The 18778-nt window shown below is 71.0% G+C and carries 16 protein-coding genes and 1 pseudogene; 6 read left to right on the forward strand and 11 right to left on the reverse strand.

Annotated features, from left to right (window positions below; all coding sequences use genetic code 11):
* Positions 1 to 129: 129 nt before the first annotated feature.
* Positions 130 to 1557 (forward strand): NAD-dependent succinate-semialdehyde dehydrogenase, encoded by a 1428-nt coding sequence (locus EDF47_RS16885; protein ID WP_243834076.1) that lies wholly within the window; start codon positions 130 to 132, stop codon positions 1555 to 1557.
* Positions 1558 to 1576: 19 nt separating this feature from the next.
* Here EDF47_RS16885 and EDF47_RS16890 read toward each other — a convergent pair whose 3' ends face one another.
* The 10 genes and pseudogenes from EDF47_RS16890 to EDF47_RS16935 form a co-directional block, all read right to left on the reverse strand.
* Positions 1577 to 3430 (reverse strand): ABC transporter ATP-binding protein, encoded by a 1854-nt coding sequence (locus EDF47_RS16890; RefSeq protein WP_131879199.1) that lies wholly within the window; start codon positions 3428 to 3430, stop codon positions 1577 to 1579.
* Between the two features lie 7 nt (positions 3431 to 3437).
* The gene (locus tag EDF47_RS16895; RefSeq protein WP_123292166.1) at positions 3438 to 3653 is read right to left on the reverse strand and encodes a hypothetical protein; all 216 of its coding nucleotides are present in this window, start codon (positions 3651 to 3653) and stop codon (positions 3438 to 3440) included.
* 144 nt (positions 3654 to 3797) lie between these two features.
* Positions 3798 to 5177 (reverse strand): MFS transporter, encoded by a 1380-nt coding sequence (locus EDF47_RS16900; protein WP_131881370.1) that lies wholly within the window; start codon positions 5175 to 5177, stop codon positions 3798 to 3800.
* Positions 5178 to 5365: 188 nt separating this feature from the next.
* A pseudogene (ribA, locus tag EDF47_RS16905) lies at positions 5366 to 6019 on the reverse strand (GTP cyclohydrolase II); the annotation flags it as partial.
* A gap of 29 nt (positions 6020 to 6048) precedes the next feature.
* On the reverse strand, positions 6049 to 7113 hold the full coding sequence (gene ribD / locus EDF47_RS16910) for a bifunctional diaminohydroxyphosphoribosylaminopyrimidine deaminase/5-amino-6-(5-phosphoribosylamino)uracil reductase RibD (RefSeq protein ID WP_243834077.1): 1065 nt from the start codon (positions 7111 to 7113) through the stop codon (positions 6049 to 6051).
* A 120-nt stretch (positions 7114 to 7233) separates the two neighbouring features.
* A complete protein-coding gene (locus tag EDF47_RS16915; protein WP_166673255.1) occupies positions 7234 to 7791 on the reverse strand; it encodes a GNAT family N-acetyltransferase in 558 nt (185 codons plus the stop codon).
* A 2-nt stretch (positions 7792 to 7793) separates the two neighbouring features.
* On the reverse strand, positions 7794 to 8804 hold the full coding sequence (gene trpS / locus EDF47_RS16920) for a tryptophan--tRNA ligase (protein WP_111084195.1): 1011 nt from the start codon (positions 8802 to 8804) through the stop codon (positions 7794 to 7796).
* Positions 8805 to 8846: 42 nt separating this feature from the next.
* The gene (locus EDF47_RS16925) at positions 8847 to 9689 is read right to left on the reverse strand and encodes an exodeoxyribonuclease III (RefSeq protein WP_123292347.1); all 843 of its coding nucleotides are present in this window, start codon (positions 9687 to 9689) and stop codon (positions 8847 to 8849) included.
* A 282-nt stretch (positions 9690 to 9971) separates the two neighbouring features.
* Positions 9972 to 10244, reverse strand: coding sequence for an HPr family phosphocarrier protein (locus EDF47_RS16930; protein WP_111086640.1), 273 nt, complete (start codon positions 10242 to 10244; stop codon positions 9972 to 9974).
* A gap of 69 nt (positions 10245 to 10313) precedes the next feature.
* Positions 10314 to 11084 carry a DeoR/GlpR family DNA-binding transcription regulator gene (locus EDF47_RS16935; protein ID WP_111086639.1) on the reverse strand — a complete coding sequence of 257 codons (771 nt, stop codon included), beginning with the start codon at positions 11082 to 11084 and terminating at the stop codon, positions 10314 to 10316.
* A gap of 252 nt (positions 11085 to 11336) precedes the next feature.
* Here EDF47_RS16935 and ptsP point away from each other — a divergent pair, with 252 nt between their 5' ends.
* The 4 genes from ptsP (at position 11337) to EDF47_RS16955 (ending at position 16287) form a co-directional block, all read left to right on the forward strand.
* The gene (gene ptsP, locus EDF47_RS16940; RefSeq protein ID WP_123292171.1) at positions 11337 to 12992 is read left to right on the forward strand and encodes a phosphoenolpyruvate--protein phosphotransferase; all 1656 of its coding nucleotides are present in this window, start codon (positions 11337 to 11339) and stop codon (positions 12990 to 12992) included.
* A gap of 65 nt (positions 12993 to 13057) precedes the next feature.
* On the forward strand, positions 13058 to 14596 hold the full coding sequence (locus EDF47_RS16945; RefSeq protein ID WP_165903544.1) for a PTS mannitol transporter subunit IICB: 1539 nt from the start codon (positions 13058 to 13060) through the stop codon (positions 14594 to 14596).
* 90 nt (positions 14597 to 14686) lie between these two features.
* Positions 14687 to 15124 carry a PTS sugar transporter subunit IIA gene (locus tag EDF47_RS16950; protein ID WP_027466426.1) on the forward strand — a complete coding sequence of 146 codons (438 nt, stop codon included), beginning with the start codon at positions 14687 to 14689 and terminating at the stop codon, positions 15122 to 15124.
* Positions 15121 to 16287 carry a mannitol-1-phosphate 5-dehydrogenase gene (locus tag EDF47_RS16955; protein WP_133938424.1) on the forward strand — a complete coding sequence of 389 codons (1167 nt, stop codon included), beginning with the start codon at positions 15121 to 15123 and terminating at the stop codon, positions 16285 to 16287. The genes EDF47_RS16950 and EDF47_RS16955 overlap by 4 nt, the downstream gene beginning before the upstream one ends.
* Before the next feature lie 72 nt (positions 16288 to 16359).
* Here EDF47_RS16955 and EDF47_RS16960 read toward each other — a convergent pair whose 3' ends face one another.
* The gene (locus tag EDF47_RS16960; protein ID WP_133938422.1) at positions 16360 to 17319 is read right to left on the reverse strand and encodes a diacylglycerol kinase family protein; all 960 of its coding nucleotides are present in this window, start codon (positions 17317 to 17319) and stop codon (positions 16360 to 16362) included.
* A gap of 186 nt (positions 17320 to 17505) precedes the next feature.
* Here EDF47_RS16960 and EDF47_RS16965 point away from each other — a divergent pair, with 186 nt between their 5' ends.
* Positions 17506 to 18771, forward strand: a complete 1266-nt coding sequence (locus tag EDF47_RS16965; RefSeq protein WP_166673256.1) for an ice-binding family protein — start codon at positions 17506 to 17508, stop codon at positions 18769 to 18771.
* The last annotated feature ends 7 nt before the right edge of the window (positions 18772 to 18778 follow it).

An 18778-nucleotide genomic window follows, 5' to 3' on the forward strand; every position in this document is an offset into this window, starting at 1 on the left:
ACCGAGACCGACACCGAGACCAACACCGACACCAGCACCGACACCAGCACCGACACGAGCACCACGACCGGCGACCTCACCACGACCGTGGGCGACGACCACGTCACCGTGCAGGGCGTCCCGACGGGCCTGTTCATCGGCGGGTCCTGGCGCCCGTCGGCGAGCGGCGCGACGTTCGCCGTCCGCGACCCCTCGACCGGCGATGTGCTGGCCGAGGTCGCCGACGCCACCCCCGAGGACGGCATCGCCGCGCTCGACGCCGCGGTCGCCGCACAGCAGGAGTGGGCGGCCACCGCACCGCGCCAGCGCTCCGACGTGCTGCGCCGCGCGTTCGACCTGGTGCGCGCGCACGAGGACGACCTTGCCGCCCTGATGACGCTCGAGATGGGCAAGCCCCTGGCCGAGGCCCGCGGCGAGGTGGTCTACGGCGGCGAGTTCCTCCGCTGGTTCTCGGAGGAGGCCGTTCGCATCGGCGGCGACTACCGCACCAACCCCGAGGGCACCGGACGCGCGATCGTCCTGAAGCGTCCGGTCGGCCCGGTGTACGCGATCACCCCGTGGAACTTCCCCCTCGCCATGGCGACCCGGAAGATCGGCCCTGCACTGGCGGCCGGCTGCACGGTCGTCGTGAAGCCGGCGGAGCTCACGCCGCTGACCACGCTGTTCCTGGTCGAGCTGTTCCGCCGTGCCGGGCTGCCGGACGGCGTGCTCAACGTGGTGCCGTCCCTCGACGCCAAGGGCCTGTCCGAGCCGATCATCGCCGACCGCCGCCTCCGCAAGCTCACCTTCACCGGATCGACGCCGGTCGGGTCCGCGCTCCTCAAGCAGGCGGCGGACAACGTGCTCAGGACGAGCATGGAGCTCGGCGGCAACGCCCCGCTGTTGGTCTTCGACGACGCCGACCTCGACGCCGCCGTCACCGCTGCGATGCTCGCGAAGTTCCGGAACGTCGGCGAGGCCTGCACTGCCGCCAACCGGTTCTTCGTGCAGGACGGCATCGCCGACGCGTTCGTGGCCGCCCTCACCGCGAAGGTCGACGCGCTCCGCATCGGCCGGGGCACCGAGGACGGCACGACGATGGGGCCGCTCATCGACGACCGTGCAGTGGACAAGGCCGCCGGACTCGTCGACGATGCGGTCACCCGCGGCGCTCGGCTCGTCACCGGCGGACACCGCGTCGAGCGGCCCGGCACCTACTACGCGCCCACGGTGCTCGACGACGTCCAGCCGGGATCGGAGATCCTGACGACCGAGATCTTCGGACCGGTCGTGTCGATCACCCGCTTCGCGACCGAGGACGAGGGCATCCGGCTCGCCAACGACACCGAGTTCGGGCTCATCGCCTACGCGTTCACGACGGACTTCCCGCGCGGGCAGCGGCTCGCCGAACGCCTGGAGACCGGGATGCTCGGACTGAACACCGGCGTCGTGTCGAACGCAGCGTTCCCGTTCGGCGGGGTGAAGTCGTCCGGTCTCGGCCGCGAGGGCTCGCACGAGGGCATCGAGGAGTACCTCGAGACCGTGTACGTGCTCACCCCGGACCCGTTCGCCGCCTGAACGGGCCCGACGGCGGGGCTCAGACCAGCAGCTGGTGCTTCGCCAGGTCGCGGTAGAGCGGCGTCGACTCGACCAGCTCGGAGTGCGTGCCGGCGCCGACGACCCGGCCGTGCTCGAGCACGACGATGACGTCGGAGTCGACCACGGTGGACAGCCGGTGCGCGATGACGAGCAGGGTGCGGTCTTCGGCGACGGCGTCGATCGCCAGCCGCATCTTCTGCTCGTTCACGCCGTCGAGCGACGACGTCGACTCGTCGAGCAGCAGGATCGGGGGAGCGGCGAGCAGCGCGCGGGCGATGGCCAGCCGCTGACGCTCGCCGCCGGAGAGCATCACGCCGTCCTCGCCGACCTGGGCGTCGAGCCCACGCGGGTCGCGGTGCAGGACTTCGCCGAGGTTGACCGCCTCGAGCACGCGGACGCAGTCGTCCTCGGTCGCGTCCGGCGAACCGAGCAGCAGGTTGGCGCGGATGGTGCCGGCGAGCACCGGGGCGTCCTGCTCGACGTAGCCGATCTGGGCGCGGAGCTCCTGGCGGTCCATGCCCCGGACGTCGATGCCACCGAGCCGGATGACGCCCTCGGTCGGGTCGTAGAACCGCTCGATCAGGGCGAGGGTCGTCGACTTGCCCGCACCCGACGGGCCCACGAGTGCGACCCGCGAGCCGCGGGGAACGCGGAACGACACGTCGTGGAGCACCACGTCGTCGGCCGGACGCTCGTCGGCGAGGCGATCCGGGCCTCCCGGTCGGTCCACCGCGCCGGACGCGACGGCGCCGTCCGGACCGGACGCATCCGCTGCAGCCGCGTACCGGAACGTGACGTGCTCGAACGTGATGGCGTCGTCGGAGGCGACCGCGGCGGCGGGGCGTGCAGCGGCGTCGTCCTGCGCCTCGGTCGGCAGGTGCAGGATCTCCTCGATCCGGCCGAGCGCACCGAGCGCCTGGGCGACCGCGACGGCGGCGCCCATCGCCTGGCCGAGCGGCATGATCATCATGAAGAGCAGCAGGATGAACGTGATGAGCGTGGCGATGGTGATGGTGCCCGCGGCGACCTGGGCCCCGCCGACGCCGAGCACGGCGATGAACGCCACCTGCATGACGATGCTCGCCACCGGCACGACGAAGGCGGACATCTTCGCGATGTCGAGGCCGCGCTGGTAGGCCTCGGTCGCGTGTCCGTCGACCTCGTGCACCTCACGCTCGGTGGCACCCGCCGCGCGGATGGTGCGGACGGCGCCGATGCCGCGCTCGACCGCCGCGGTCAGGTCGCCGACCTTCTCCTGCGCACGCTTCGACGCGATCCGGATGCGCCGACTCAGTCCGCCGACGACCACGATCGCGACCAGGACGATGACGACCACGATCACGAGCAGCAGCGGGTCGATGATCGCCATCGCGATGATCGCGCCGATGAACGTGAGGGCGCCGCCGATCGACTCGATCAGGCCCTGGGTCAGGACGGCGCGCAGGAGGGTGGTGTCGCTTCCGACACGGGACACCAGGTCGCCGGTGCGGCGGGTGTCGAACTCCGAGATCGGCAGGTTGAGGATGCGGGCGATGAGCTTGCGGCGCGTGGAGAGCACGACGCCCTCGCCCGCACGCTGGAGCAGGAAGTGCTGCACACCGTTCAGGATGCCGGCGACCAGGACGAGCCCGACGAGCAGCCAGACGAGCGTGCTGAGCGTGTTGCCCTGCTGCACCGCCGTGACGACCTGGTTGACGAGCAGCGGCTGCGCGAGCGACGCCCCAGCGCCGAGGATGCTCAGCACGATGATGACGACCATCGCCGGCTTGTTCTCGAACAGGTAGGACAACAGGCGGCCGAAGGTGGCGCGGGGGCCGTCGGTCTTCTTGGGGCGCGCGAAGGGGAGACTCATCGTGTTCCTAGTTTCTGCCGTACTTCTTGTGCACTGCCTGTCGGCTGACACCGAGCAGGGTCGCGATCTCCTGCCACGACGCCCCGGCGTTGCGGGCGGCACGGGCAGCGAGCTCTTCGGTCCGGTCGAGTTCACGGCGGAGCTCGCGCACGTTGGCGAGGGCGGAGAACGGGTCGTCCCCGGAGGCTCCGGCCGCGAGGCTCGTGATGGTCGGTCGGTCCATGGCTGTCAACCTACATTGACGCCCCGACATCTGTCAACCTGAGTTGACGGACAGGGTCGCGCCGTGCGGTGGACGCGACGACCGAGGGACGGGAGGCCCGGTGCCAGCTGGCACCGGGCCTCCCGTCCCACAGGTGGTCGCGTCTCAGGCGTCCGTGAAGTCCTTGCTCTTCGTCTCGCGGACGAAGAGCAGCGCGACGAGCGTCACGACGGCGGCGATCGTCAGGTACAGCCCGACCAGGAAGATGTTGCCGTCGGCCTGCCACAGCGCCAGGGCGATCGTCGGCGCGAGCGAGGCACCGAGGATCGACGCGACGTTGTACGCGATCGCCGAACCGGTGTACCGGACGTTCGTCGGGAACAGCTCCGGCAGCAGCGCACCCATCGGCCCGAAGGTCAGCCCCATCAGGGACAGTCCGACGATCAGGAACGTCACCACCGTGATCGGGCCCTGCGACGCCGCGAACCAGAACTGGAACGTCAGACCGAACAGCGCGATGCCGATCGTGGTCGGGATGAGTGTCTTCCGGCGCCCGAACTTGTCGGCCAGGATGCCGGCGATCGGGGTGAAGATGCCGAAGAACACGACGCCGATCATGAGCAGCGTCAGGAACTCACCGCGGCTGTAGCCGAGGCCGACCTTCGGGACGAGCGGACCGGCCTCGGCACCGGTGGTGCCGTACGACAGGGTGAACGTGGTCATGAAGTAGAAGAGGACGTACGTCGCGACCATGCCGAACGTGCCGACGATGAGCGCCTTCCACGAGGTGCGGAACACCCGGCCCAGTGGGATCTTCGCGACCGTGCCGGACTCCTGCACGCCGCGGAACACCGGCGACTCGACGAGCTTGAAGCGCACGTAGAGCCCCACGATGACCAGGACCGAGGAGAGCAGGAACGGGATGCGCCAGCCCCACGCCTGGAAGTCGGCGTTCGGGGTGCCGTCGGCACCGGCGGGCATCGCGGCGTTGATCGCGATGAACAGGCCGTTCGCGAGCAGGAAGCCGATCGGTGCGCCGAGCTGCGGCATCGAGCCGAAGACGCCGCGCTTGCCCTTGGGGGCGTTCTCGGTGGCGAGCAGTGCCGCACCGGACCACTCGCCGCCGAGGCCGACGCCCTGGGCGAAGCGCATCACGGCGAGCAGGACCGGCGCCCACACGCCGATGGTGCTGAAGGTCGGCAGGCAGCCGATCAGGAACGTCGCGGTGCCCATGACGAGCAGCGACGCGACGAGGGTGGTCTTGCGGCCCACCCGGTCACCGAAGTGCCCGAAGATGATCGACCCGATCGGCCGCGCGAAGAAGGCGAGGGCGAACGTCACGAACGACGACAGCTGCGATGCCGTGGGGTCCTCGTTCGGGAAGAACAGCGTCGGGAAGACGAGGACCGCGGCCGTCGCGTAGACGTAGAAGTCGTAGAACTCGATCGAGGTGCCGACGAGGCTGGCGATGACGACGCGCGAGCGCGGGTTGCCTGCTGGTGCCGGAGCTGAGGTCGGGGTTGCTGGTGCCGGTGCGGCGGTCATGGGTGTCGTGTGGTCTTCCGTGGTGCGCACTCCTGGCAGGGAGCACGGATACCCGAAACGGCGGACACCGATCGGTTCGCGCTGGGTGGCGCGGGCACCGATGGGGTGCGTTCGGTTGGTGGGGGACCGCTTGTGACGGAAGACAACATCGTACGACAGATGTCGCCCACCTGCGAATCAGCCCAGAGTCAGCTGGCGGCTCCTGCGCCGGCGCCCGCCCCGGCGCTGGCGCCGGCCTCGAGGTGCGCGGGCAGCTGGTGCCCCATCCGGTCGCGCTTGGTGTCGAGGTAGCCGGCGTTCTGCGCCGAGACACCGACGACCAGCGGCACGAGCGACTCGACGGTGATGCCGTGCTCCTCCAGCTGGCGACGCTTCTCGGGGTTGTTCGAGAGCAGTCGCACGCGGGTGATGCCGAGTTCGGCGAGGATGCCCGCGGCGCCCCCGTACGCACGGGAGTCGGCCGGCAGCCCGAGCGCCAGGTTGGCGTCGAGCGTGTCGAGGCCGTCTTCCTGCAGTCGGTAGGCCTTGAGCTTGTTGATGAGCCCGATGCCGCGGCCTTCCTGCCCGCGCAGGTAGACCACCACGCCGCCCTCGGCAGCGATGGTGTCGAGGGCGGCGTCGAGCTGGGGCCCGCACTCGCACTTCAGCGAGCCGAACGCCTCGCCGGTCAGGCACTCGGAGTGCACGCGGACCAGGGCGCCGTCGGACGGGGCGGACCCGTCGGGCAGCGCGCCGATGATCGCGACGTGCTCCGCGCCGGTCACGAGGTCGCGGTAGGCGCGCATCTGGAACGTGCCGTGGGTGGTGGGGACGTTCGTCGACACCTCGAACTGGACGGGGCTGCCCGGGGTGGAGGAGGTCAGCGCGTCGGTCATGGGGTGCTCCGGTCGTTCGTGGGCCCGTCGTCTCCGAACCCGGGTGCTGCGTCGTGCTGCTGCGGTGTCGCGCTGCGTTGCGGTCGGGCTCGGACCAGCAGGTCAGGGCCCAGGCTGGTGGTCGATAGTACGTCCAACCGCCGACGCCCGGACATGCTTCCCACCCCGAGGTCGTCGAGGGCGACCCGGGGTCCGCCGAGCAGGATCGGGGCGACGTACACGAGGTACTCGTCGACGAGCCCGGCGGCGATGAGCGCGGACGCGACGGTGGGGCCGCCCTCGACGAACACCGAGTGCACGCCGTGCCCACGCAGCGCGGCGAGCGACGCGGCGAGGTCGTGCCCCGGCAGCGTCACGAGCCCACGGGGGTGTCGCCGGACCGCGGCGTCGTCGGGGACGGCGCGGTCACCGAGCACGACCGCGAGCGGCTGGTCGGCGAGGAGTTCGCCCGCGTCACCCCGAGCGGTCAGGCTCGGGTCGTCGGCGAGGACGGTGCCGGTGCCGACCAGGATCGCGTCGTGCGCGGCACGCTGCTCGTGGACGTGCTGCCGGGCTGCGGCGCCGGTGATCCACTTGCTCGTCCCGTCGGCAGCCGCGGCCCGGCCGTCCAGGCTCGAGGCCCACTTCACGGTCACCCATGGGCGTCCGAGTCGAACCGACAGGAGCCACCGTTCGAGGAACGCCTCGGCCTCGTCGGCGAGCACCCCGGACACGACGTCGACCCCGGCGGCGCGGAGTCGGTCCGCACCGCCGTGCACGTCCGCGCCCGGATCGTCGATCGCGTACACGACACGGGCGACCCCGGCCTCGATCAGGGCGACGGCGCAGGGGCCGGTGCGGCCGGTGTGGTTGCAGGGCTCGAGGGTCACGACGGCCGTCGCGCCGCGCAGCTGAGTCGGATCGACCTTCGCCATCGCGTCGACCTCGGCGTGCGGGGTTCCGGCACCCATGTGCCACCCCTCGGCGAGGACGTCGCCGGCGGGGGAGAGGATCACCGCGCCGACCCGAGCGTGGTCGCCCACGACGGGCCCGAGGGCCGCGAGTTCGAGCCCGCGGCGCATCGCCCGGACCTCGGTGGGTCGTGCCGTGTCGCTCACGGATCGAGCCTACCGGCGGTGGATCGGTGACGCGTCATCGTCGGGAACGCGGCGTCATGCGGGACCGGGTCACGGGGCGCTGCGTCACGGAGCGTCGGGCCACGGGAGGTCCGATGCGGGCGCACCGTCGGCCCGGCGCAGGGCGGTCCAGGCGGTCGTCGGTCCGCCGTCGCGTCCGGGGATCCGGGCGGGCCCGACGCCGGTGAACGAGAACCCGGCGCTGCGGGCGACCGCGGCCGACGCCGTGTTGCCCTCGTAGCACTCCCAGTAGACGTCCGGAGCACCATCCTCGAACGCCCAGTCCACGACGAGCTCCACCGCATCGCGCATCAACCCGGCACCGCGGGCCGAGGGCGCCAGCCAGAAGCCGAGGTCGCGGCCGGCCGTGCGGTACCCGATGATCCCCTCGAGCCAGGAGGACCCACTGCGGCGGATCGCCCAGGTGTACTCGCGGTCCGATGCCCAGCCGGGGCCGACCAGGGCGTCGACGAAGGTCCGTGCGTCCTGTTCGCGGTACGGCGTGGGGATGGTCGTCCAGCGGATGATGTCCGGGTCCTGACAGGCGTCGGTGATCGCCGCGGTGTCCGCCCGGGTCGGGACGTCGAGTCGGACCCGGGCGGACTCCAGCGTGACCGGCAGCACGGTCAGCCGCGCGAGCGCGGGACGAACCCGATCCGGTCGTACACGCGCGCCAGGGTCTCCTGCGCGATGGACTCGGCACGGTCCGCGCCGACGGCGAGCAGCCGGTCGAGCTCCGCGGGGTCGTCGAGCAGCTCGAGCGTGCGGGTGCGCACCGGCTCGAGCTCGGCGACGACGGCGTCGGCGACCGCGCCCTTGAGGTCTCCGTAGCCCTTGCCCGCGAACGATGCCTCGAGTTCGGCGACGGGGGTCCGGCTGAAGGCGGACAGGATCGCGAGCAGGTTCGTCACGCCCGGCTTCGCCTGCCGGTCGGAGCGGATCTCGCGCTCGTCGTCGGTGACCGCCGACTTGATCTTCTTCGCGGTGCGCTTCGGGTCGTCGAGCAGCCGGATCAAGCCGCTGTCGGACGCCGCCGACTTGCTCATCTTGCTCGTCGGGTCCTGCAGGTCGTAGATGCGCGCCGTCTCGGTGCCGATCCGCGCCTCGGGCACGACGAACGTGTCGCCGAACCGCGAGTTGAAGCGTCCGGCGAGGTCGCGGGTGAGCTCGACGTGCTGGCGCTGGTCGTCGCCGACCGGCACGACCTTGGTGTCGTACAGCAGGATGTCGGCGGCCATCAGGACCGGGTACGTGAAGAGCCCGACCGACGCGGCCTCGGACCCCTGCCGCGCCGACTTGTCCTTGAACTGGGTCATCCGGCTCGCCTCACCGAAACCAGTGAGGGTGTTGAGCACCCAGGCGAGCTCGGCGTGGGCCGGCACGTGCGACTGCACGAACAGCGTCGACTTCGTCGGGTCGATGCCCGACGCGATGTACTGCGCGGCCGTCGCCCGGGTGCTCGCGCGGAGCTCGGCCGGGTCCTGCGGCGAGGTGATCGCGTGCATGTCGACGACGCAGTAGATGGCGTCGAAGTCGTCCTGCAGGTCGCGCCACTGCATGAGCGCCCCGACGTAGTTGCCGAGGTGCAGCGAACCGGCGGACGGCTGGATGCCCGAGAAGATGCGGGTCTTGGTCATGGTGGTGTTCCTGTGGGTCAGGTGGAGCGCAACGAGTGGGGATCAGAGTTCGTAGTCGACGACCACGGGGGCGTGGTCGGACCATCGCTGGTCGTACGCCGCGGCGCGGTCGACCGTGTACTCCGTGACCTTCGCCGCGAGGTCGGGCGTGGCCATCTGGTAGTCGATGCGCCAGCCGGTGTCGTTGTCGAACGCCTGGCCGCGCCAGGACCACCACGTGTACGGCCCCTCGACGTCGCCGGCCTGCGCACGCCCGACGTCCACCCAGCCGAGCCCCGGGCCCGTCGAGCCGTCAGCGCCCTCGACCGGTTCGCCGTCGGCACCGAAGAAGCGCGAGAAGTAGGCACGCTCGCGCGGCAGGAAGCCCGCTCGCTTGACGTTGCCCTTCCAGTTCTTGATGTCGCGCTGGTCGTGCCCGACGTTCAGGTCACCGACGACGACGGCGAGCGGGTTGTGCGCGCGGAGGGCGGGCAGCCGCTCGGTCATGGCGTCGAGGAACTTCCACTTCTCGTCCTGCTTGGGGGTGTCGACCTCGCCCGAGTGGACGTAGGTGGACACGACCGTGACCGTGGTGCCGCCGATCTCGTAGTCGGCCTCGAGCCAGCGGCCGGCGGAGTCGAACTCGTCCGGTCCGAGGGCGACGCGGTGGATCTGGGCCGAGTGCCTGGACGCGATCGCGACACCCGCCCGGCCCTTGGCGGTCGCGGGGTCGTGCACGATGTCCCACTCGTCGCCGAGCAGACCGGCCAGGTCCTCGCTCGACGCACGGACTTCCTGCAGGGCGAGCACGTCGACGTCGCGGGTGGCGAGCCAGTCGCCCATGCCCTTGCGGAAGGCGGCGCGGACGCCGTTCACGTTGACGGATGCGAGGCGCAGGCGTGTCATGCCGACCACCTTATCGGCGGGCGCCGACAGCCCCGGACCGCACCGGTTCGAGGTTCCACGACTCGCCGCGTGCCGTCCGCCGAGGTTCCACGGACCGACGTGGGGGACGCCGAGATGACGAGATTTCGGAACCCCGGCGGGGCCGGACGGGCGGGGCGGACGGGGTGGGCGCGGGGCCGGACGGATGGGGCGGGCGCGGGCCCGGCAGTGCGGGGGACCGCAGGACGGACGGGAGGCACGGTGCCAGCTGGCACCGTGCCTCCCGTCCGTCGCAGTGCGGCGTCAGGCCGCGTCGTGGTCCGTCTGCAGGAACTCGACCAGGCTGTCGGCGGTGGTCTCGGCGTCGTCGCCGGTCACGGTGAGGCTGACCTCGTCGCCGTTCTCGATGCCCAGGCCGAGCAGGGCGAGGATGCTGCCGGCGTTGCCGGACTTGTCGCCCTTGGCGATCGTGACCTGGTGGCCGGAGGCCGTCACGGTCTGGACGAAGAGGGACGCGGGGCGCGCGTGCAGGCCGGACGCGCTGGCGACGGTCACGGTGCGGGTGGCTTCGGACATCGATGTACTCCTGTCGATGGGTGGTGCGCTCATGCTAGCGAGCGCCGGATGGGCGGGTCGGGCGAGCGGTCAGGGTCGACCGGGCCAGAACACCTCGGTGCCGGCGGCCTCGACCTCGCGGACCAGGTCGAGGTTGACGGCGGGATCGGTGATGATCGTGTCGATGGCGGCGAGGGGTGCGACGCGGCCGAACTCCTCGCGACCGAACTTGGTGTGGTCGGCGAGCAGGATGCTGCGGCGGGCGGACTTGATCATCGCCGACTTCACCGCGGCCTCGGCCATGTTGTGGGTCGTCAGGCCGCGCTCCGGGGTGATCCCGTTGATGCTCACGAAGGCGACGTCGACGCTCACCATGCCGATGAGCTGGTGCGTCCACGTGCCGACGCCGGCCAGGGAGTCGCTGCGGATGTTGCCGCCGAGCAGGTGCAGGTCGATGCCCGGGCGGTTCGCGACGGCCATCGCGACGGGGAGCGAGTGGGTGACCACGGTGAGTCCGCGGTCGGTCGGCAGCATCTCGGCGAGGCAGATGGTGGAGGTGCCGGCGTCGATCATGATCGAGCCGTTCTCCGGCAGCTCCTCGAGCGCGGCCTCGGCGATGACCATCTTCTCGGCCTGGTTGATGCCGCCCCGGTCGCCGACACCGGGGTGGATCGTGATGCGCTCGACCGGGATGGCGCCGCCGTGGGCACGTCGGACCAGTCCCCGTCGCTCCAGCGAGGTGAGGTCGCGGCGGATGGTCTCGGGCGTGACCTCGAGCAGCTCGGCGAGGTCCTTGACGTCGACCCGCCCCTGCGCGCGCGCCTGCTCGACGATGCGCTGGTGGCGTTCTGGTGCGTACATCGGACCTCGTCGTCTCCTGGTCGGAACGGAACGGACATGACCGGGCACGAACCTGACGGAACCGAGCCGGAGCGGCTGGCCGCCAGACGCAAACGGGCATCTGTTTCTGCATTTTTATCCCCGGATGTGTTTGTTTGTCAACGCGGATCGGGGTAGTGTGCTGCTCAGCCGCACCGGCGAGGTCCCGTCTCAGCCGTGCGCGCACCGAACGAACACCCCACCGCAAGCGCGTGTGAGATGAAGGAGTCTCGAATGTCCGAACTGCTCGGCACCGGCGTCGGTCGTGGCGTCGCCCACGGCCCCGTGCTCCGCATGGCGGACCCGCTCGGCGAACCGTCGAAGGACGCCCTGACCGGTTCGGCGGACGACGCGAAGCAGGCCGTGCACGACGCACTGGCCGCGGTGGCCGAGGACCTCAACAAGCGCGGACAGCTCGCCGGCGGCGACGCCCAGGCCGTGCTCGAGGCGCAGGCGCTCATGGCGCAGGACCCGACCCTCCTCGACGACGTGCACACGCGCATCGACGGCGGCACCAACGCCGAGCGTGCCGTGTACGAGGCGTTCGCGCAGTTCCGCGACCTGCTCGTCGGCATGGGCGGCTACATGGGGGAGCGCGCAGCCGACCTCGACGACGTCGCCCAGCGCATCATCGCGAAGCTCCGCGGCGTGCACGCCCCCGGTGTCCCCGAGTCGGACACCCCGTTCGTCCTCGTCGCCCGTGACCTCGCTCCGGCCGACACCGCACTGCTGGACCTCGACAAGGTCCTCGCGCTGGTCACCCGTGACGGCGGCCCGACCTCGCACACCGCGATCCTCGCCCGCGCCAAGGGCATCACCGCGATCGTCGGCGTCACCGGTGCCGACGACCTGGCCGACGGGCAGCCGATCGTCGTCGACGCCGTCGCCGGCACCGTCGTGACCGAGCCGTCCGAGGCCCTGGTGGCCGACGTCGAGCAGCGCATCGCCGACCGGCTCGCCGCGGCGGCCGCACCGCTCACCGCCGGTGCCCTGGCCGACGGCCACGTCGTGCCCCTGCTCGCGAACCTCGGCAGCCCCGCCGACGCCGCGGGCGCCGTTGCTCTCGGTGCGGAGGGCGTGGGGCTCTTCCGCACCGAGTTCCTCTTCCTCGACTCGCCGAAGGCGCCGACCGTCGACGAGCAGACCGAGTCCTACCGTCAGCTCCTCGCCGCGTTCCCGGGCAAGAAGGTCGTCGTCCGTGCGCTCGACGCCGGTGCCGACAAGCCGCTGCCGTTCCTCACCGACAAGGACGAGGAGAACCCGGCGCTCGGCCGTCGCGGGCTCCGTGCGCTGCGCAACCACCCCGAGGTGCTGCGCGACCAGCTCGTCGCACTGGCCCAGGCGGACGCCGCGACCGAGGCCGACCTCTGGGTCATGGCCCCGATGGTCGCCGACGCCGAGGAGACCGAGTACTTCGTCACCCTGGCTCGCGAGCTCGGCATCCGCACCGCCGGCGTGATGGCCGAGGTGCCGTCGCTCGCCCTGATGGCCGAACAGGTGTTCCAGAACGCGGACTTCGTGTCGATCGGCACGAACGACCTGACCCAGTACACGATGGCCGCCGACCGCATGCTCGGCACCGTCGCGTCCTACCAGGACCCGTGGCACCCCGCCGTCCTGCGCCTCGTCGCGCAGCTCGGTGCGGCCGGTGCCGACGCGGGCAAGCCCGTCGGCATCTGCGGTGAGGCCGCAGCCGACCCGCTGCTCGCCGTCGTGCTCGTCGGCCTCGGCGCCACCACCCTCTCCATGACCCCCGCGGCCCTGGCCGACGTGCGCGCCGAACTCGGTCAGCACACGCTCGAACAGGCCCGGGAGATGGCCCAGGCGGCACTCGCCGCGTCCACGGCGGCGGCCGCGAAGTCCGCCGCGGCGGCCGCGCACGCCGTCTGAGCCGCACCATCCCCAACACCCCGTCCGCACCAGCAGCAGCTCCACCACACAGAAAGTCACCGCACATGACAACGTCGTCCGTTGCAGCGCCCGACGCACCCGCGAAGTCGCGGGGCGGCGCACGCGTCGCCGTTCAGAAGTTCGGCACGTTCCTCTCCGGCATGGTCATGCCCAACATCGCGATCTTCATCGCGTGGGGCCTGATCACCGCCTTCTTCATCGAGACCGGATGGACCCCCGTCGGGATCCTCGGCGGGTTCGGTGAGACGGACGGTGTGGCCAACATCGGTCTCGTCGGCCCGATCCTGACGTACCTGATCCCGCTCGCGATCGCCTTCCAGGGCGGCCGGATGATCTACGAGACCCGCGGCGCCGTCGTCGGCTCGATCATGGCGATGGGCGTCATCCTCGGCGCCAACGGCACGATCATGATCCTCGGCGCGATGATCTGCGGGCCGCTCGGCGCGTACCTCATCAAGCAGATCGACAAGATCTGGGACGGCAAGATCAAGCCGGGCTTCGAGATGCTCGTCAACAACTACGCGGCCGGCATCCTCGGCTTCGGGCTGGCGATGGTCGGGTTCTTCTGGCTCGCCCCGCTGTTCAAGCTCATCGCCGAGGGCCTCGGCGACGCGGTGAACTTCCTCGTCCAGCACTCGCTGCTGCCGCTCGCCAGCGTCATCATCGAGCCGGCCAAGGTGTTCTTCCTGAACAACGCCATCAACCACGGTGTGCTCGACCAGCTCGGCGCCCAGCAGGTGCAGGACTCCGGCAAGTCGATCCTGTTCCTGCTCGAGGCGAACCCCGGCCCCGGTCTGGGCATCCTGCTCGCCTTCACCTTCTTCGGTGTCGGCATCGCCCGCTCGACCGCTCCCGGTGCGATCCTCATCCAGTTCTTCGGTGGCATCCACGAGATCTACTTCCCGTACGTGCTGCAGAAGCCGGTCCTGTTCATCGCCGTCATCCTCGGTGGTGCGACGGGCGTCGGCACGAACGTCCTGTTCGGCTCCGGCCTGGTCGCCCCGGCATCGCCCGGATCGATCTTCGCCGTGCTGACGGCGACGGCGAAGGACAGCTACGTCGGCGTCATCCTGTCGGTCATCCTGTCCGCAGCGGTCACCTTCGCGGTCGCGTCGTTCTTCCTGCTGGCCAGCCGCAAGCGCGACCTCGCCAACGGCGGCGGCGACATGACCGCAGCGTTCGACAAGATGCAGGCCACCAAGGGCCGCGACGCGAACGCCGCGACCGCAGGGCTCTTCGGCGGCACCGCCCCGGCCAACTCGGAAGAGGCAGCCGCCGCCGGCACCACCGCCACCGCGACGAAGGTCCAGAACCTCGTGTTCGCCTGCGACGCCGGCATGGGGTCGAGCGCCATGGGCGCCAGCGTCCTGCGCAACAAGATCAAGAAGGCGGGCATCGAAGGGGTCACGGTCACCAACAAGGCGATCGCGAACCTGTCCGGTGACGAGGACCTGATCATCACGCAGGAAGAACTGACGGACCGCGCCAAGCAGAAGAACCCGAACGCGCAGCACGTGTCGGTCGGCAACTTCATGAACGCGCCGCAGTACGACCAGGTCGTCGACCAGCTCAAGAACCAGTAACGCCACCACCAGTAACGAAGTGCAGTATCGGAGGGGACGGGGACATCCCCGTCCCCTCCGTCACGTCCTCGAACACCAAGGAGAACCACGATGCCCGTCCTGCAGGAGAGCCAGATCCGGATCCACACCGAGGACACCGCGCCGACCAAGTCGGAGGCGATGAAGGAGGCGGCCGAGATCCTCGAAGCTGCGGGCGCGGTCACCGCTGACTACTACCCGGCGATGCTCGAGCGTGAGAAGAGCGTGTCCACGTACATGGGCAACTTCCTCGCCATCCCGCACGGCACGAACGACGCGAAGGACGCCATCAAGTCGTCCGCGCTGTCGTTCATCCGCTACGCCAGCCCGATCGACTGGGACGGCAACCCCGTGCGCTTCGTCGTCGGCATCGCCGGCGTGAACAACGAGCACCTCGACATCCTGTCCAAGATCGCGATCGTGTTCTCCGACGAGGACGAAGTCCAGAAGCTCACCGACGCGGCCGACACCAGCGCGATCCTGTCGATCCTCGGCGAGGTCAACGAGTGAGCACCACCGACCGGGGCACCGCCGTCCACTTCGGTGCCGGCAACATCGGCCGCGGCTTCGTCGGGCTCCTCCTGCACGAAGCGGGCTACGAGGTCGTCTTCGCCGACGTCGCCGCGCCGCTCATCGACGCCCTCGCCGCCGCCGACTCGTACACCGTGCACGAGGTCGGCACCGGAGCGCAGGACCACGAGGTCACGAACTTCCGCGCCCTGAACAGCGCGCAGGACGAGGACGGCGTCGTCGCCGAGATCGCCACTGCCGCGATCGTCACCTGCGCGGTGGGCCCGAACGTCCTGAAGTTCATCGCCCCGGTGATCGCGCGGGCGCTGCAGCAGCGCGACGCGGACGCTGCGCCCATCGCCGTGATGGCGTGCGAGAACGCCCTGAACGCCACGGACCGTCTGCGCGAGTTCATCGTCGACGCGCTCCCGGCCGACGGCCGTGACGCGGCGCTCGCGAAGGCCGTCTTCGCGAACACCGCCGTCGACCGCATCGTGCCGGCCCAGCCCGAGGGCGCCGGACTCGACGTCACCGTCGAGACCTACTTCGAGTGGGCCATCGACCGCACGCCGTTCGGCGGCAACGAGCCGGAGATCCCCGGCGCGCACTACGTCGACGGCCTCGCCGCCTCGATCGAGCGCAAGCTCTTCACGGTGAACACCGGGCACGCCACCGTCGCGTACCACGGCTTCGTCGCCGGGGCCGACAAGATCTCCGACGCCATCGCGATCCCCGCGGTGCGCTCCGAGCTCGAGTCCGTCCTCGCCGAGACGAGCGACCTGCTCGTCCGCCGCCACGAACTCGACCCCGAGGTGCACCGCGCCTACGTCCAGGCGATCATCGCCCGGTTCGAGAACCCGCACCTGCCCGACACGGTGACCCGCGTCGGCCGGCAGCCGCTCCGCAAGCTGTCGCGTGACGAGCGCTTCGTCTCGCCCGCCGCGGCGCTGGCCGAGGACGGCACCGAGCCGACCGCGCTGCTCGACGCGATGGGCGCGGCGCTCCGCTTCGACGTCGCCGACGACGAGCAGAGCGTCGAGCTGCAGGCGCTCCTGGCCTCGGACGCGTCCGATGCCGACGTGGTGACGCAGATCACCGGCCTCGCCGCGGAGCACCCGCTGCACGCAGCGTTCGCGGACCAGGTGCGTGTCGCGCGCGGCTGACGCCCTCGACGTGGCCCGGTGATGACGGGAGGCCCGGTGCCAGCTGGCACCGGGCCTCCCGTCTTCACGTGGTCACCGCGACGGCCTCACCCGGATGGTGAGCCCGCCGTGGTCCACCGTCAGCCGCACCGCCACCACGGTGCCGAAGGGGTCGCCGTCGAGCTGGACCTGCTCGGGCTGGTCCAGCTCGAGGTCGAGGACCCGCGCGCTCGTGTACCGCAGCGTCCGGGTGGCCGGGATGAGCCACGACAGGAACCGGCCGAACCCGGTCCGGTGGAAGAAGCGGTTCAGCGACAGGCCGTAGCCGACGCCGGCCCAGCCGACCGTCCGACCGGGGCGGAACGCGACCGCGTCGAGCACCCCGTCGTCCGGCTTCGCGGCGGGCAGCAGCAGGACGCCGGCGGTCAGGGTGCCGCAGTTACCGACGATGACGGTGTGCGCCCGCATCGTCCGGGTTTCACCGTCGTCGAGGCGGTACCGCAGGTCGATCTGCCGGTTGCCGATGACGGACCGCATGATCGGGTCGGAGTACGCGAGCCACCCGAACCGCTTCTTGAGCCGCGCGTTGGTGTTGGCCGCCATGTTCGCGTCGAGGCCGATGCCCGCCATCACCAGGAAGGCGTTGCGCGTCGTCGTGCCCTGCGGGTCGGTGAGCTCGGCGAACGCGAGGTCGACCCGTCGATCCGTCCCGGTGAAGGCGTCTCGGACCGAACCGGCGACGTCGTTCAGCGGGATGCGCAGGTTCCGGGCGTACAGGTTCCCGGTGCCGACGGGGAGCACGGCGAGGGGCACGCCGGAGCCGTGCAGCACCTCGGCTGCGACGCGCAGCGTGCCGTCGCCGCCGACGACCAGGACGACGTCCGGCGCGGTGGCGAGTGCGTCGACCGCAGCGGCACGGCCGTCGTCGGACGCCGCGGTCTCGAACCAGGTCGTGGGAGCCCAACCGGTCCGATCCTCCTCAGCCGCGACGGTGTTGCGGAGCACCCGCAGGTCGACCTTGGACGGGTTGACGACGATCGCGGCGCGCGGCATGTGAGGACGATACCGAACAGCCGTCGTCGACCGGAACGGACGGGTCCTGTCCGGTATCGGCTGATCCGGGCGAACCTGGGAGTCAAGACCTCGGAACACATGCGATCCGGACACACTCGGGACACGGTGAACGCCGGGTGTCTCCGATGCCCGATCGGCTCTTCGCCATCTCAGGCAGGGGCCTCCGTGGCCAGAACGCCCATCCTCCGTCCGCTCATCGTCGTCAGCACCGGGATCGGGTTGGCCGCAGCGCTCGCCCTCGGCGCCTCCTCGGCCGCGTCCGCCGCCACCATCATCGACGGCCCCGTCGGTCTCGGGACCGCAGCGAGCTACGGCGTCCTCGGCGCGCAGACCGTGACGAACACCGGGCCGACCGTGGTCAACGGTGACCTCGGCGTCTCGCCCGGTACCTCGATCACCGGCTTCGGCGGCACCGGCAACGGGACCGTGAACGGCACCGTGCACCAGACCGACGCGGCGGCCGCGCAGGCCCAGTCGGACACCACGACCGCCTACGACGTGGCCGCTTCGCTGACGCCGACGCAGACCGGCCTCCAGGAGCTCAACGGGCTCAGCCTCAGCCCGGGCGTCTACAACGGCGACACGCTGCAGCTCGCGAACACCGGCCAGCTCACCCTGGCCGGCAGCGCGGACTCCGTCTGGGTGTTCCAGGCCGCGTCGACCCTGACCATCGGGTCCGGCACGAGGATCGTCATCACCGGTGGCGCGAGTTCGTGCAACGTGTTCTGGCAAGTCGGCAGCTCAGCGACCATCGGCAGCGCCGCCCAGTTCCAGGGCACCGTCCTCGCCGACCAGTCCGTGACCGCCACGACGGGTGCGACGGTCGTGGGCCGACTGCTCGCCCGGAACGCAGCGGTGACGCTCGACGACAACACCATCACCCGGCCGACGAACTGCCCGGCTGCGGGGACGCCGTCCGAGAGCGTCGCACCGACGATCACCTCGGGCACCCCGACTGACGCGACCGCCGGCACGCCGTACTCGTTCCCCGTCACCGCGACGGGCAACCCGGCACCGACGTACTCCGATGGCGGCACCCTCCCGCCCGGACTCACGATCAACCCGGACACGGGCGTCATCTCCGGCACGCCGACCACGCCCGGCACCACGACGGTGACGATCACGGTCGACAACGGCACGGCACCGCCGGACACCGAGACCTACGTCGTGACCGTCCGTGCGCCGGCACCGACGCCCACGGCGACGCCGACCGCTTCGGCTCCCGTGCCCACCGCTCCCACGTCGACAGCACCCGCGGTCCCGGTCATCGGTGGAGGCGACACCGGCGGCGGCACGACGGAACTGGCCTTCACCGGCAGCGACCCGACGATCCCGCTCGCCGCGGCAGGAGCGATGCTGCTCGGCGGCATCGCCGTGATGGTGCTCCGGTCACGGACCCTCCGCGCACGCCGCCGGCGGATCGGGGCGTAGCGTCGGC

The organism is Curtobacterium sp. PhB190 (assembly GCF_004365385.1).
Lineage (GTDB): Bacteria > Actinomycetota > Actinomycetes > Actinomycetales > Microbacteriaceae > Curtobacterium.